Genomic DNA, 13,052 nt, shown 5'->3' with positions numbered 1-13,052 from the left:
ATTAGGAGGATAGGCACGTATAGTCTATAAAAGAAAGATAAACACCCAATTATAAAAGAGGAGCGGGCAGAAATGAAACTGGTCATTGTTGGAGCAGGATGCGGTGGACTCTCAGCCGCTGCATTGCTTGCCAAAGAGGGATGTGATGTCACCGTCATCGAGAAGAATGAACAGCCCGGGGGAAGGGCAAGTACTCACAGAGACGGGGACTTTGCATTTGATATGGGGCCGTCATGGTATCTGATGCCGGATGTCTATGAGAAGTTCTTTGCGGAGTTTGGGAAAAAGCCAGAGGATTTCTATCATCTGGATCGCCTCGATCCGTCCTACAGGATCTACTTCGAAGAAGGTCCGACCATCGACATCGCATCGGATGTATCAAAAAACATCGCCTTATTTGATACATTTGAGAAGGATGGGGGTGAGAAACTCAGAAGATACCTCAGCGAAGGAAAAGAGAAGTACGACCTTGCAATCGGGCAGATGCTGTACCGGGACTATCGATCCATCTTTGATATGTTCGATCCCCATATGATCCTTGAAGGGAGGAAGTTCCATATCTTTGAAAGCCTTGACTCCTTCGTCAAAAAGCGTTTTTCAAGCGATGAAGCACGCAGGATCGTCCAGTACTCAGTCGGGTTCCTCGGAAGCTCCCCAAAGAATACACCTGCATTCTACCATATGATGTCCTACATCGATCTGAGTATGGGGGTATGGTACCCGGATGGCGGTATGCGGAAGGTCGTTGACGGGATCTATGATCTCGCCAGCCAGTATGGTGCATCCTTCCGGTTCAATGAACCCGTCACCTCGATAGATGTCAGGGACGGTGTGGCAACGGGTGTCACCACCCCGGAGGGGACATACGAAGCAGATATCGTTATCGTCAATGCAGATTACCCCTATGCCGAGACCGCATTACTCGAGCCGCAATATGCCACGTATCCCGAGAAGTACTGGAAGAAGCGGGAGATAGCCCCGTCCGCATTTGTCGTCTATCTTGGTGTAAATAAAAAAGTACCGTCTCTTGCGCACCATACCCTCTTCCTCGATAAAGACTGGGAGGAGAACTTCCACCGCATCTTCGATCCTGCACAGGCAGACTGGCCCGAGAGCCCGTCATACTATGTGAATGTCCCGTCAAAGACCGATGCATCTGCGGCCCCCGAAGATGGAGAGGCACTCTTCATCCTCGTCCCCCTTGCCCCCGGCATCCCGGACTCGCCGGAGATTCGGGAGAGATTCTACAACCAGATCATCGATCATATCGAAGCAACAACCAAAGAGAATATCAGAGATGCGGTCGTGACGAAGAGGATCTTTGCCCTGGGAGACTTTGAGGAGCGGTACAATGCATATCGGGGCACGGCACTTGGCCTGACGCATTCCCTCTTCCAGACAGCCCTCTGGCGGCCGGCACACCAGAGCAGGAAGGTCAAAAACCTCTACTATACCGGCCAGTACACCCATCCCGGGATCGGCGTTCCGATGACGCTGATCTCGTCACAGATAATTGCCGGAGATATCACCAAAAAGATGAGATAACGAGGATATGAATGGATACGACATTACTATCGATATTCCATGGAGGAAGCAGGACGTATTTTTACAGTACACTCTTCTTTCCCCGCGAGATCAGAAGAGATGTCTTCATCCTCTACAGCTTCGTCCGGGTGGCAGATGACTATGTAGATGCCATCCCTCAGGATACGGAGGCGTTTTATGCATTCGTCGATAGCTACCGGAGAGCCGCTTCCGGTGAGGTGACCGGGAATGTGGTCATTGATGGGTTTGTAAATCTTGCCCACCGCCTCTCGTTTGAACCCGGATGGATTGATGCCTTCCTCAGATCCATGGAGATGGATATTACCGTCAGCCAGTATGAAACTGAGAAGGATCTTCTCCGGTATCTCTATGGATCATCCGAGGTTGTCGGCCTGATGATGGCACGGGTCCTGAGACTCCCGGAGAGATCGGATCATGCCGCACGCCTCCTTGGAAGAGCAATGCAGTATATCAATTTTATCAGGGACATCCCCGAAGATATCAGATTGGGAAGGCTCTATTTCCCGATGGAGGAACTTGAGCAGTTCGGGCTTGCCAGTCTTGATGAGGGGTATGTCAGGGACAAACCTCTGGCATTCGACGCATTTCTGCAAAAGCAGATCGCGAGGTATGAGATCTGGCAGAAAGAGGCAGAAGACGGGTACTTTTCAATTCCCGCCCGCTCCCTTATTCCGGTGAAGACGGCATCGGATATGTACACCTGGACTGCCCGGGTGATCCAAAAGCGGCCCTCAATCGTCTATGAACGAAAGGTGAAGCCTTCAGTTCCCCGGATCGTCGCAACTGCCCTCGGAAACACCATTGCGATATCTTCCAGAAGAGCCTGTGGAGCCGCTCCATGGCTCTGCTCCCGAAAGAGTGAAGAGTGATGTCTGAGAACATTCTCTCCCTCGCTCTACGCATCTCCAGGATACGGTTCTGGATATACACCGGCGGGACCTACGTTGTCGGATTCGCCCTTGGAATGGGATCCTGGGAGGCGTTCCTTCGTCCGGAATATATGATCTATCTCTTCTACTTCTTCATCCCCGCCAATATCTTCATTTATGGCGTCAATGACTACTTTGACCAGGAGACAGACAAGAATAATCCAAAGAAAGATGCCCAGGAGTATCGATTGGAAAAGAAGGATGAAAAGGGTCTCTTCTCCCTCCTCGCAGTTGTTACAGGCATCAGTCTCATCCTCCTTGCCACCCAGGCAGACCTGACGGCACAGCTGATCTTCGCCTCGTTCCTCTTCCTCTCCTTCTTCTATAGTGCCCCGCCCCTCCGGTTTAAAGAGATCCCCGGTATCGACTTTGCTTCAAACATGCTCTATATCATGCCGGGTATCTTCGGCTATTACCTTGCATCAGGGTTTCTGCCGCCATGGTTCCTTATCCTTGCAGGATTCTTCCATATCGCTGCCATGCATCTCTTCTCTGCCATTCCTGATATCGGGTATGATACAAAGGCAGGGCTCCGGACGACGGCGGTTACGCTGGGAGAGCGGCCATCACTCATCCTCTGCCTCCTCTTCTGGACGGGGCTCTCCATGATCGTCATACCTGCTTCAGGAATACACCCGGCAGCTTTCCTTGTCCTGATCTACCCTGCAGTTCCGCTCCTGCTCCTCCTGAAGAGAGACCACGACATTGAGAAGGTATACTGGTATCTCCCGGCTATCAACACGACACTTGGGGGACTTATCTTCATTGCAGCGACCCTTCATACCTTCGGGTAGGAGATGACCATATGGCCACCAATCACCGTCTTCGATTTCGGGGAGGACGTTGTGAGCGACTGCGAAGATAGTCGGCCACCTCCGGGGAGAGATCCTTTTTTGAGAGAAGATACTTCCTCTTTCCCCCATCGGATGCGGATTTGATCTCAACATGGTGTTCCTGTTCATTCACCCGGAGGGCTGAGAGGGGGATGTGCCGCTCCCTCCCTGACCCCGTCATCAGAAGAGTGATATCTGTTTCACCGGGGTGAACCGATCGTGGGTAGAGGGTCACAAGCATGAACCACATGTAGAGAAAGACAAGGCCAGGGAGTGGAGCAAGCCAGTATGGACTCCGCATCACAAGGAGAATAGTAAGGGCTGAGGCTGAGGCGATCCAGAGCAGAAGATAGAACCAGGAGACGCGGAGGGTATGCTGATTGACGCTGATCTGATCCATTCCTTCTATTCCCTCCCAAGCCTCATTATCCGGATTCCGGGACCTGAGCGCTCAAAGAAGGCTGCAAAGAAACCGCTAAGATCCTCATCCCAGCAATCCGAACCACTCCTGATATCCCACCCCCCCATCATTGACTTTCTGACATGCTTTCCAAGGGCAGCATGGAGGAGGGCCTCTGAGGAGAGGAGATCTACCGCTTTTGTATATGGCCGTCGTATCTCGACCACATACCGCCCTTCCTCAATGAACGGTCCGGAGAGGGGCGATTCATCAAGGTACTTCCTCACAAATTTCCCGGCGTTCTCTCCATTCCAGACAGGGGGCCCGATATGCCGGACGACCGGCGCCACAGCCTCATTAAAGAGTTCAAAGAGGAGGAAAGATACGGATTCTCCCATGAAACAATCAGTCCGGTTCATATGGAAACCGTTCCGTTCGAGGAGATCTGTTATTGCAGTAAGGCTCTTCCTGAGTTGTGGGACGACGGTATCGGGGACATATGCCGGGGTTGGAAATGATAGCATATAGAGTGCTGTTCCCCGTTCCTCAAGAGCCACCCGGAGCTGATTTTTTGAGAAGGAGACGGGCTGTCGGCAGGTGAAGAAGGCGTCGGAAGGTGCGTCACGATATCCCCGGACAAGCTCAATGAACTCGCACATCCGATCAAGTGAGAGGGCGGCAGCGACATTCCGGTTGGGATCCGTCGGATCGACCACCACAAGCGGTTCATCAAATGAGCGGGTCCGGTGCTCCTCGGGATCGATGAGACACCCGGGCCGCCATGCCGACGCCGCTTCAATGAGCTGCCGGAATCCGCCATAATAAAGGATGAGGAGTTCGCAGAGATATCCTGAGAAGCCCTCCGTCATATGATCGGATCCATAGACACCGCCTGCTTTTGTGAACTGTTTTAACAGGAGAGCATCATCGACAAGAGATGGAATGCGTGGTGTGATGTAGAGGGTATGAAATGGCGTTCTGTCAACCGCGCTCTTGATCTCCCTTGCCGAAGCGACATGGTAGCAGGGGACGAGATCGCAATCGAGATCATAGAGATGGGCATTCAGGTACGGGTGTTCGGCATACTTCTCAACAGCTGTCCCCCCGAAGTGATCGACAACATCCCGCGCGATTCTGATCCCTTCCTCGGCAAGTTCATCGCGGGGAAGATCGGGAGGGAAGAGCATGAAGATATCGAGATCCCGATCCCCCCTGACGAATGTGCCCCGCGCCACTGAACCGACGACCATTGCAGGCCGGTTATGTGTATCACGGAGATACCGGATGATCGCATCTGATATTGTACTGATGTGGCGCACCTCCTCAGGTGTCGGCCTGATCCGTGAGAGGACATCCTCTTCAAGACAGGTTCTGGTCACAGCTGCACCTCGGCAAGGGTCTCATAGACTGGGCCGCGTGGGGTGAGGGTACTCTTCTTCAGAAGAAAGGATGTAACGGGCATCGGAGCAGAACCTGGCAATTCCGATTGAGAGATCGCTTTGAGCTGACCGGGTATATCGGGATGAAACGCCTTTACCCGCGCAAGGGTGATATGCGGACGAAAAGGACGCTGCTCACGAGGAAATCCAAGAGGTTCAAGGATAGATTCGATCGTACCGGCAAGCCGGGCGCTCCGGCCGCCATCCTCAACCTCTGCCCAGATGACACGCGGCTGACGTGGATTATTGGATGCTATGCCCCGGATATCAATCTCATATGGTGGAGAAGAGATGGTTTTGAGCGCGGATATGATCGAAGGGATCTGATCACCCGGCACCTCTCCAAGAAATTTCAATGTAATATGGAGAAGAGAGGGATCCACGATTGCAAGTCTTCCCTTCACTCCGATGAGGGGGTTTTGCAGGGAAGACAACGTCTTCCGGCACGATTCGTTGAGATCAATTGCGATAAACAGCCGGACCATAGCAATTACCCAGTTAATCAGCGTTGATGAAGGTTAATGTTTCACCTGGTGTGGTATACAAAAAGGATAGTTCATATTCCAAAAAGGCAAAGTAGGTAATTAGCCAGAACCAATAGATCATCACACCGGGGTACTCCATATGTCAGATAGTAAAAATATCATCGTCTATTCACTTGAAGTCTGTCCAAACTGTGAAATACTCAAGAATTACCTCCAGATAAAGGGAGTTGACTATGCTGAAATAAGTCTGGACGATCCCGAGGCGCTGACCGATCTCCGGATGAACGGGGTCTTTGTGATGGAGGCACCGGTCCTCCAGATCGGGGAGGAATACCTCACCTCAAAAGAGCTCTTCAAAGATGGAGAGGTACAGAACTCTGTCGAAGAATTGTGTAAACGGTGAAGGCCGAATGAAAGATACACGCCAGTCGACCCTCGACGGGGCATTCCGGCCCGCCATGCCGAAGGTCAGGACTTCGTTTGGCCACATGATGGACTGGGATCGATCAAAGATCGAAAACCAGATTCTCCAGGAGACGCGGCTTGTTGGAACCTTCTATGGCAGGGAAGGGGCGGAGCGCGAACTTGCCGAGCGGATTGCACGTGAGGTCGAGGGCAGAATAAAAAAGCTCGGCCTCACCTTCCTCTCAGGCCCTCTCATCCGTGAGATTATGAATATGACCCTCCTTGAAGAGGGGCTGGTTGACTACCGCAATGTCTGTACACGGGTTGGAACCCCGGTCTTTGACGCACACCTGATCGATGTCGGGAGAGGGTTTGAATCCAAGGATAACTCCAATCTCCAGGAGAATGCCGAGACCTCGCATAAGAAGAAGGCTGACAAGATAAGTAAAGAGCAGTATCTTCTCCAGCTCCCCCCTGAGCTTGCTGACCTTCACCTCACCGGGGATATGCATATCCATGACCTGGAATATTTTGGGACACGCCCATTCTGTATAGACGGAGGCACAGTCATCCCGGTGAAATCTGATAATCGCATCAGAAGTATCCGTGCTGATGAGTTTGTATTCTCCGGGGATACCCTGCACCCTGATGATCTCTCTCTTCTCACCCCAAGGGGCTGGATGCGAGTCACAAAGGTGACGCGAAAGATCCCGGATGACGGAGAACTACTCAGGATAAAGACATCAACCGGCCGTTCGCTCTCCGTCACAAAAGAGCACCGTATACCGGTACATACAGATGAAGGAATGGCTATCCGGCGGGCAGATGAGATTACAGAAGGTGATATCCTCTATGCAGTTACTCCATCAGATTCAGTTCGGGGAGAGCCGGTCAGGGAGATACACCTGATTTATGAACTCACGAAGACTGTGCCGGAAGAACTCCTTGAGGGAATATACGTGCGGGGGGCGGCGAGTCTGTTCTCTGACATTGTCCGAACGGGTCAGGCAAAGTCCTTCGTCGCGATCTCCAGAGCTCTTGGGATAGAGCACAGGAAGCAGTGGTATACAAAAGGTGTCATGCCCATTCGCCACTTCCGGTCATTGTGCGAGATCTATGGTATTGACGATATGTCCGGCTTAACGGTCGGGGTAACAGGCAGTAATCATGATCTCCCTGCCCTCCTTCCAGTCACCGCCGACCTGATGCGGCTGCTTGGATTCTTCGTCTCTGAAGGCAATTACAATGCCTTCCCGAAGGTTGGTCAGTATAACCTTGCAATCACGGAGAATCATCAGTCTGCGGCAATACAGGCATCAGTAAAGACAACTCTCAACACCTATGCAACGATCACCCGTCCTACCCGGGATTCAACACAGATCTACGGTATTGACGTTCACAGGATGCGTGCACAACAGGTCTATTTCGGAGGAAAGATCGTCTATCTTCTCTTCCGGTATATCTTTGGAATACCTGAGGGAAGTGCCGGGAAACGCCTGCCCTGGATCGTGTATCATGCAGATGACATCCTCCTTCGTGAGTTCCTCTCAGCACTCTTCACCGGTGATGGAACGGTGTATTACCGGCCGGAAAAGTCGGATTGCATCGTCAACTATTCCACAGTTTCTGCATCACTCCGACAGGAGCTTGCACTTCTTCTGACAACACTCGGAATAGGAGTGCATATTACTGAGCTGTATAATGATGAAACAGAGCGGAGGATTCTGTACCGCATACAGTTCCATGGAAGGAAGAATATCGATATTTTCTCCCAATACTGTTCATTTCTGGATGAGAGGCAGGATCATATCGATCGCTTCCTCAAACAAACAGAGAGAATTAATCGGACCGAAAAACCTGAGCGTGTTATGGCCATCGAACCATCAGCACCCTCTGGCAGCTATGTCTATGATCTCTTCCTTGGAGGCGACGGGAGCGAGGAGAGCCACACCTTCTATGCAGCAGACGGTCTCCTGATTCATAACTGCCAGGATTGGGATCTCCGCTATTTCTTCTACTATGGTCTGATGCCGGATGGAAACGGGACAAAGGCAAGTGTTGCGGGTCCTGCGAAACGCCCGGAGGTTGCCGTTCTTCATGCTGTCAAGGCCCTCGGATCTGCCCAGACGAACTTTGCCGGGGGTCAGGGATACTACAACTTCCTCACCTTCCTCGCACCCTATGTCGAGGGGATGAACAAGACCGAGATCAAACAGCTGATGCAGATGTTTGTCTATGAGATGACCCAGATGATGGTCGCCCGTGGCGGCCAGGTGGTCTTCTCGTCAGTCCAGCTCTCACCAGGTGTTCCAAAACTCTGGCGTGACAAGCCAATCGTCTTCAAAGGAAAGGTCTGGAACGGGGAGCAGGCACCGCTCCGGACCTATGGGGAGTTTGAACGAGAAGTACGACACCTCTTTGCAACACTGATGGAAGTGATGCTCGAAGGGGATGACTGGGGGAAGCCCTTTAACTTCCCAAAGCCGGAGATCAGTATCGAACCTGACTTCATCGACGAAGACGAGGATTTCAACCGCGACCATCCGGATATTCCGACATATCGGGAGCTGTACCTGATGACCTTCGAACTCGCCTCGAAGTTCGGGACACCCTACTATGATAATCAGCTCCCTGCATACCGTGGGGCAGGCGAGGGGATATCCTGTTACCAGTGCTGTGCATACCAGTTCTCGACAACAGCCGCAAATGACACCAGCTTCGATGATAAGCTCCATTTCCGTGATGGTGCACATTTCTCAATGGGATCCTGGCAGGTGATATCGGTCAACTGCCCACGCGCAGCATACCGCGCCGATCATGATGATGAAGCCCTCTTTGCAGAGTTGCGAGGGATGATGGATTCAGCGGTCTCGATATTCCGGATCAAGCGGCGCTGGATGGAACTGGTCCGGGCAAACGGCAGGATGCCATTTGCAATGCAGCGACCAAAAGATCCCATCACGCATGAGCGTGGCGCGGTGGCAGTCGATCTTGAAGGGCTCGTCTACACCATCGGGATCGTCGGTGTCAACGAGATGATCCAGCACCATACGGGATTCCAGCTTCATGAGACGAAGGATGCATTCCGGTTCGCTGTTCGAACGATGACGGAGATGGAACAGTACGCCAAAAAGCTCTCAGCTGAACACGGAATGACAATTGCACTCGCCAGAACTCCTGCAGAGACAACAGGACAGCGGTTTGCCGTCGCGGATCTCCTCGATGAAACGTACCGTCCGCATGCGTTAAAGATCGTCAAAGGCGATACAAAGAATCTGTTTGAACGGGCGAAGAAGACACTCGACCTCCCGGTTTATTATACAAACGGTATTCATGTCACCCCCTCTGCCCCGGTGACACTCACAAGGAGGATGGAACTTGAACATATCTTCTTCCCGATTGTTGATGGAGGGAATATCTTCCATATCTGGCTTGGGGAGGCACGGCCTGACCCCCGGGGCCTGATGGATATGGCAATGAACCTCTGTAGAAATACCCAGATTGGGTATTTTGCCTTCACCCGGGACCTGACCGTCTCACTCAAGCAGTTCACCGAATACCACTCAGACAAAACACCCGAGACAGCCGGAAGCCTTTCATCCGCTGATAGACGGATACTCATCTGATTCTCCCCCCACCATCTCTTTCATTGTCTCAAACAACACACCTATCAGACAATGAGAGAGCCTGCCGTCAAGAAGAACCTCTTCTGGTGCGATAGCTGCAACGTTCCCCTCCTCGGCCGAAGGTGCGGATGTGGAGCAGAAGGACGGAGTATCCCGCTCCTTGAGCCCTACGATCTCAGGCCTGCCCTCAGAGCGGATATGAAGCTCATCAGAGATCTCCTTCTGGCACAGTTTGGTGATATCCCGATTCCAAAGATCGTAATCCTGAATAAATCGGGCGGAACGGACAGGGCAGATCTCGTCATTATGCATGGGAAGCGGTTTGGGTGGCTCCTCTTTGATCCGGTGAAGCGAAGGCACTCACTCGAGATTGCACCCGAGGCTCTCCCTTTCCTCCTCCCCTATGCAACAAACGGCATTCTGCATCTGGACGAGCACCTCGATCAGAGCGGAAAAGTCAGAATAGGTGGGAAGCGGTTTCCTCTCAAATCTCCGGTCCCCGACGGATCAGTCATCATCTCCTATCGGAATAAATATGGAACCGGCACTGTGAAGGATGGCCATGTGCGAGTGAAGGAGCTTACACAGGTGGACCCGGTAACACCAAAGAATCCGGACTGGAAGAGGGTGATCGAGCAGAACAGATACCATCTCAAGCTCCTTGAACGTGATGCTCTCCGGGTTATCAAAGCCCATAGTACTGATCGTCCCATAGCAAATGTCTCATTCTCAGGGGGTAAAGACAGCACAGCAGTCCTTTATCTCGCTCGGAAAGCAGGAGTAACCTCAGCATTTTTCATCGACACAGGGATCGAGCTTCCGGAGACGATTACATATATAGAGTCGATGGATGTTCCGATCATCAGAAAAGCAGGTGACTTCTTCGCAGCAGTCGAGCGAACCGGACCACCAGGGAAAGACCACCGGTGGTGCTGTAAGCTTCTCAAACTCCACCCGCTCCGACTGTATCTCTCAGAGATCGGGCCATGCGTCACATTTCAGGGTAACCGATGGTACGAGTCATGGAACAGAGCGGATCTTGAAGAAACGAGCCAGAACCCGGCAAATCCACTCCAGCTCAATGTATCACCGATCAGATCCTGGCGTGCACTGGAAGTCTATCTCTACCTCTGGTGGCAGAATGCCCCGATCAACCCACTCTATGATATGGGGCTTGAACGGATCGGCTGTTATCTCTGCCCGGCAATGCTCGAGAGCGAGTATGAGACCCTCAGGACGATACACCCGGATCTCACGGAGAGATGGGATTCGTTCCTCAGGCGATGGGCGATGAAGACCGGGATGCCAGAAGGCTATCTGGAATATGGCCTCTGGCGATGGAGGGCACTTCCACCGAAGATGAGGGAGCTCTGCCGGGATCACGGAATAGTCGTGGACAAAGACTACACGCTTCGTCCACTACCTGCTGAGGAGAGGGGAGTACCCGGGGAGGCGGTATCCCATGATGAACCCGGGTATCCGATTGGGAGGATACGGCGGGATTTCCCTATCGTCCATGAGGCTATCTATCTTGATTCTCCGGCGATGAGCCTCTCCCCCGAGCCGGTCGTCAATGCTCTCATCGAATTTGAGCACCGGTACCGTGCCAATGTCGGCCGGGGGGTTCACAGGTTCACACAGATAGCAACCCAGCGGTACTGGCATGCCCATACCAAGGTTGCACGGTTCATCCATGGGGAGGCAGGAACAACCGTCTTTACGAAGAATACGACCGAATCAATCAACATGGTCGCTTCAGGTCTGGACTGGAAACCCGGTGATCGGGTAATCACCACCATCCTGGAACACCATTCAAATCTCCTTCCCTGGCGTGCACTGGCAGATAAAGGCGTCGAACTGGAAATTGTCGGCATTCATAGCGATTATACACTGAACATGGATGGGCTGAGAGACGCACTTGCACAAGGAGCACGGCTTGTTGCGATCACCCATGCATCAAATGCTATCGGAACCATCACCCCGGTCAGGGAGATCGGGCAGCTCTGTAGAGAATACGGGGCGCTTTTCCTCATCGATGCCGCACAATCCATCCCGCATATGCCGTTTTGTCTCCAGGAGATCGACTGTGACTTCTGTTGTTTCTCAGGTCATAAGATGCTTGGACCAACAGGTACCGGTGTCCTCTGGATGAAGGAGCCGATTATCAGGCCGATCATCCTTGGCGGGGGTATGGTCGAATCAGTCTCGCAGGATGGGCATCAGGCTGTCGAGGGATATGGCAGGTATGAAGCAGGAACCCCGAATATCGCCGGGGGAATAGGGCTGGGTGTAGCCGTCGACTATCTCGAAGAGATCGGGATGGAGGCGATACGACGGCATGAAGAAGAACTCACGACACGCCTGGTTGAGGGACTCTCTGGACGTAAAGGGGTTACGGTCTATGCTCCTGCAGAACCTAAGGATCGGATCGGTGTCGTCTCATTTACCATCGACGGGCTCCATCCCCATGAGGTTGCAGAGCGGCTTGATGCCGATGCTGAGATTCTGGTCCGTTCAGGCCATCACTGCTGCCAGCCGCTGATGGAGTCGCTTGGGCTCAACGACGGAACCGTCAGGGCGGGTATCGGGCTGTATACAACAGAGAACGAGGTGGATCTCCTCATCGCAGCGGTACAGGAGATCATTGAGGGGCGCTGATCCTCTCCGGATATGTATAGAGGACCAATGCGCCATCCGCAGAGATTGTACCGAGCGTGAGATTCATCTCCCCGGCAATCCGATGAGCAAGATCAGTCGGAGCTGACCGACCAAGAAGGATCGGGATACCGGCAAGGAGGCAGCGCCGTACCATCTCTGAAGAGATGAGGCCTGATATGATAAGGAATGTCTCGGAGAAGGCGGTCCCTGCCTTTAAGCCCGAACCAATCACCCGGTCGGTCGCATTGAGGGGATCAAGATCTCCTGACCGCAGAATCACCCCGTTCTTACCACAGAGGAATGCTTCGGACGGGAATGCACCACCACCGGAGCATTCCATGAGAGCAGAAGATACCTCGGAGAGGGAGAGGGAGAACCCGGATCGGACCGGGGGAAGTTTTGTGAGATCGATATAGGATGTACTCCCACCACATCCTGAAAGCACCGTCTTTCTTCTGCCGGTGATTCTGAAGGGATCAACGGTCAGGACACTGACCCGGTTCTCCTCAACCCTGATCGACTCAATATCCTTGTGGTTTCTGATGATCTCTTCTGAGAAGAGATACCCGATAACGAACTCCTCAACAGAGTCAGGAATGATGATCGGTGTTGCTGCATAGCGCCCGTTCACAAAGAGGGCGACGACACGCTCCGGCAGAAGATCCCACATATCGTATATGCGGATAGAGGAGACCGTATTTTTCTCCATAT

10 protein-coding genes are annotated in these 13,052 nt (G+C 52.6%); 6 read left to right on the top strand and 4 right to left on the bottom strand.

What is annotated here, in order from left to right:
• The first annotated feature begins 72 nt into the window (after positions 1-72).
• The 3 genes from crtID to J2T58_RS04045 are packed head-to-tail and all read left to right on the top strand — an operon-like array spanning position 73 to position 3,289.
• Positions 73-1,545, top strand: coding sequence for a bifunctional phytoene desaturase/3,4-desaturase (gene crtID / locus J2T58_RS04055; protein ID WP_253487630.1), 1,473 nt, complete (start codon positions 73-75; stop codon positions 1,543-1,545).
• Positions 1,546-1,556: 11 nt separating this feature from the next.
• Complete coding sequence (locus J2T58_RS04050; protein WP_253487628.1) at positions 1,557-2,435, top strand: phytoene/squalene synthase family protein; 879 nt, start codon at positions 1,557-1,559, stop codon at positions 2,433-2,435.
• A complete protein-coding gene (locus J2T58_RS04045) occupies positions 2,435-3,289 on the top strand; it encodes a prenyltransferase (protein ID WP_253487626.1) in 855 nt (284 codons plus the stop codon). Before J2T58_RS04050 ends, J2T58_RS04045 begins: the two co-directional genes overlap by 1 nt.
• 22 nt (positions 3,290-3,311) lie before the next feature.
• On the opposite strand, the gene J2T58_RS04040 is transcribed toward J2T58_RS04045, so the two are convergent.
• The 3 genes from J2T58_RS04040 to thpR are packed head-to-tail and all read right to left on the bottom strand — an operon-like array spanning position 3,312 to position 5,652.
• Positions 3,312-3,728 (bottom strand): hypothetical protein, encoded by a 417-nt coding sequence (locus J2T58_RS04040; protein ID WP_253487625.1) that lies wholly within the window; start codon positions 3,726-3,728, stop codon positions 3,312-3,314.
• 5 nt (positions 3,729-3,733) lie between these two features.
• Positions 3,734-5,107, bottom strand: coding sequence for a CCA tRNA nucleotidyltransferase (cca, locus tag J2T58_RS04035; RefSeq protein WP_253487624.1), 1,374 nt, complete (start codon positions 5,105-5,107; stop codon positions 3,734-3,736).
• A complete protein-coding gene (gene thpR / locus J2T58_RS04030) occupies positions 5,104-5,652 on the bottom strand; it encodes an RNA 2',3'-cyclic phosphodiesterase (RefSeq protein WP_253487623.1) in 549 nt (182 codons plus the stop codon). The genes cca and thpR overlap by 4 nt, the downstream gene beginning before the upstream one ends.
• Positions 5,653-5,791: 139 nt before the next feature.
• Here thpR and J2T58_RS04025 point away from each other — a divergent pair, with 139 nt between their 5' ends.
• Genes J2T58_RS04025 through J2T58_RS04015 form a run of 3 tightly spaced genes read left to right on the top strand, consistent with a single transcriptional unit; the run spans position 5,792 to position 12,341 of the window.
• A complete protein-coding gene (locus J2T58_RS04025) occupies positions 5,792-6,055 on the top strand; it encodes a glutaredoxin family protein (protein ID WP_253487622.1) in 264 nt (87 codons plus the stop codon).
• A gap of 7 nt (positions 6,056-6,062) precedes the next feature.
• On the top strand, positions 6,063-9,683 hold the full coding sequence (gene nrdD, locus J2T58_RS04020; protein WP_253487621.1) for an anaerobic ribonucleoside-triphosphate reductase: 3,621 nt from the start codon (positions 6,063-6,065) through the stop codon (positions 9,681-9,683).
• Between the two features lie 51 nt (positions 9,684-9,734).
• Positions 9,735-12,341: an aminotransferase class V-fold PLP-dependent enzyme gene (locus J2T58_RS04015; protein ID WP_253487620.1), complete on the top strand. Its 2,607-nt coding sequence runs from the start codon at positions 9,735-9,737 to the stop codon at positions 12,339-12,341.
• On the opposite strand, the gene J2T58_RS04010 is transcribed toward J2T58_RS04015, so the two are convergent.
• Positions 12,325-13,050 (bottom strand): formate dehydrogenase accessory sulfurtransferase FdhD, encoded by a 726-nt coding sequence (locus J2T58_RS04010; protein ID WP_253487619.1) that lies wholly within the window; start codon positions 13,048-13,050, stop codon positions 12,325-12,327. The two genes, J2T58_RS04015 and J2T58_RS04010, sit on opposite strands and share 17 nt — an antisense overlap.
• Positions 13,051-13,052: the final 2 nt, after the last annotated feature.

This window comes from Methanocalculus alkaliphilus, from assembly GCF_024170505.1.
Taxonomy (GTDB): domain Archaea; phylum Halobacteriota; class Methanomicrobia; order Methanomicrobiales; family Methanocorpusculaceae; genus Methanocalculus; species Methanocalculus alkaliphilus.
The sequence above is the reverse complement of the archived record's forward strand: the minus strand, read 5'-3'. Positions and strand labels throughout refer to the sequence as shown.

What these genes read in the sequence shown, in the direction of transcription:
- crtID (WP_253487630.1), top strand. Translation starts at nt 73, where the DNA reads ATGAAACTGGTCATTGTTGGAGCAGGATGCGGTGGACTCTCAGCCGCT.
- J2T58_RS04050 (WP_253487628.1), top strand. Translation starts at nt 1,557, where the DNA reads ATGGATACGACATTACTATCGATATTCCATGGAGGAAGCAGGACGTAT.
- J2T58_RS04045 (WP_253487626.1), top strand. Translation starts at nt 2,435, where the DNA reads ATGTCTGAGAACATTCTCTCCCTCGCTCTACGCATCTCCAGGATACGG.
- J2T58_RS04040 (WP_253487625.1), bottom strand. Translation starts at nt 3,728, where the DNA reads ATGGATCAGATCAGCGTCAATCAGCATACCCTCCGCGTCTCCTGGTTC.
- thpR (WP_253487623.1), bottom strand. Translation starts at nt 5,652, where the DNA reads ATGGTCCGGCTGTTTATCGCAATTGATCTCAACGAATCGTGCCGGAAG.
- J2T58_RS04025 (WP_253487622.1), top strand. Translation starts at nt 5,792, where the DNA reads ATGTCAGATAGTAAAAATATCATCGTCTATTCACTTGAAGTCTGTCCA.
- nrdD (WP_253487621.1), top strand. Translation starts at nt 6,063, where the DNA reads ATGAAAGATACACGCCAGTCGACCCTCGACGGGGCATTCCGGCCCGCC.
- J2T58_RS04015 (WP_253487620.1), top strand. Translation starts at nt 9,735, where the DNA reads ATGAGAGAGCCTGCCGTCAAGAAGAACCTCTTCTGGTGCGATAGCTGC.
- J2T58_RS04010 (WP_253487619.1), bottom strand. Translation starts at nt 13,050, where the DNA reads ATGGAGAAAAATACGGTCTCCTCTATCCGCATATACGATATGTGGGAT.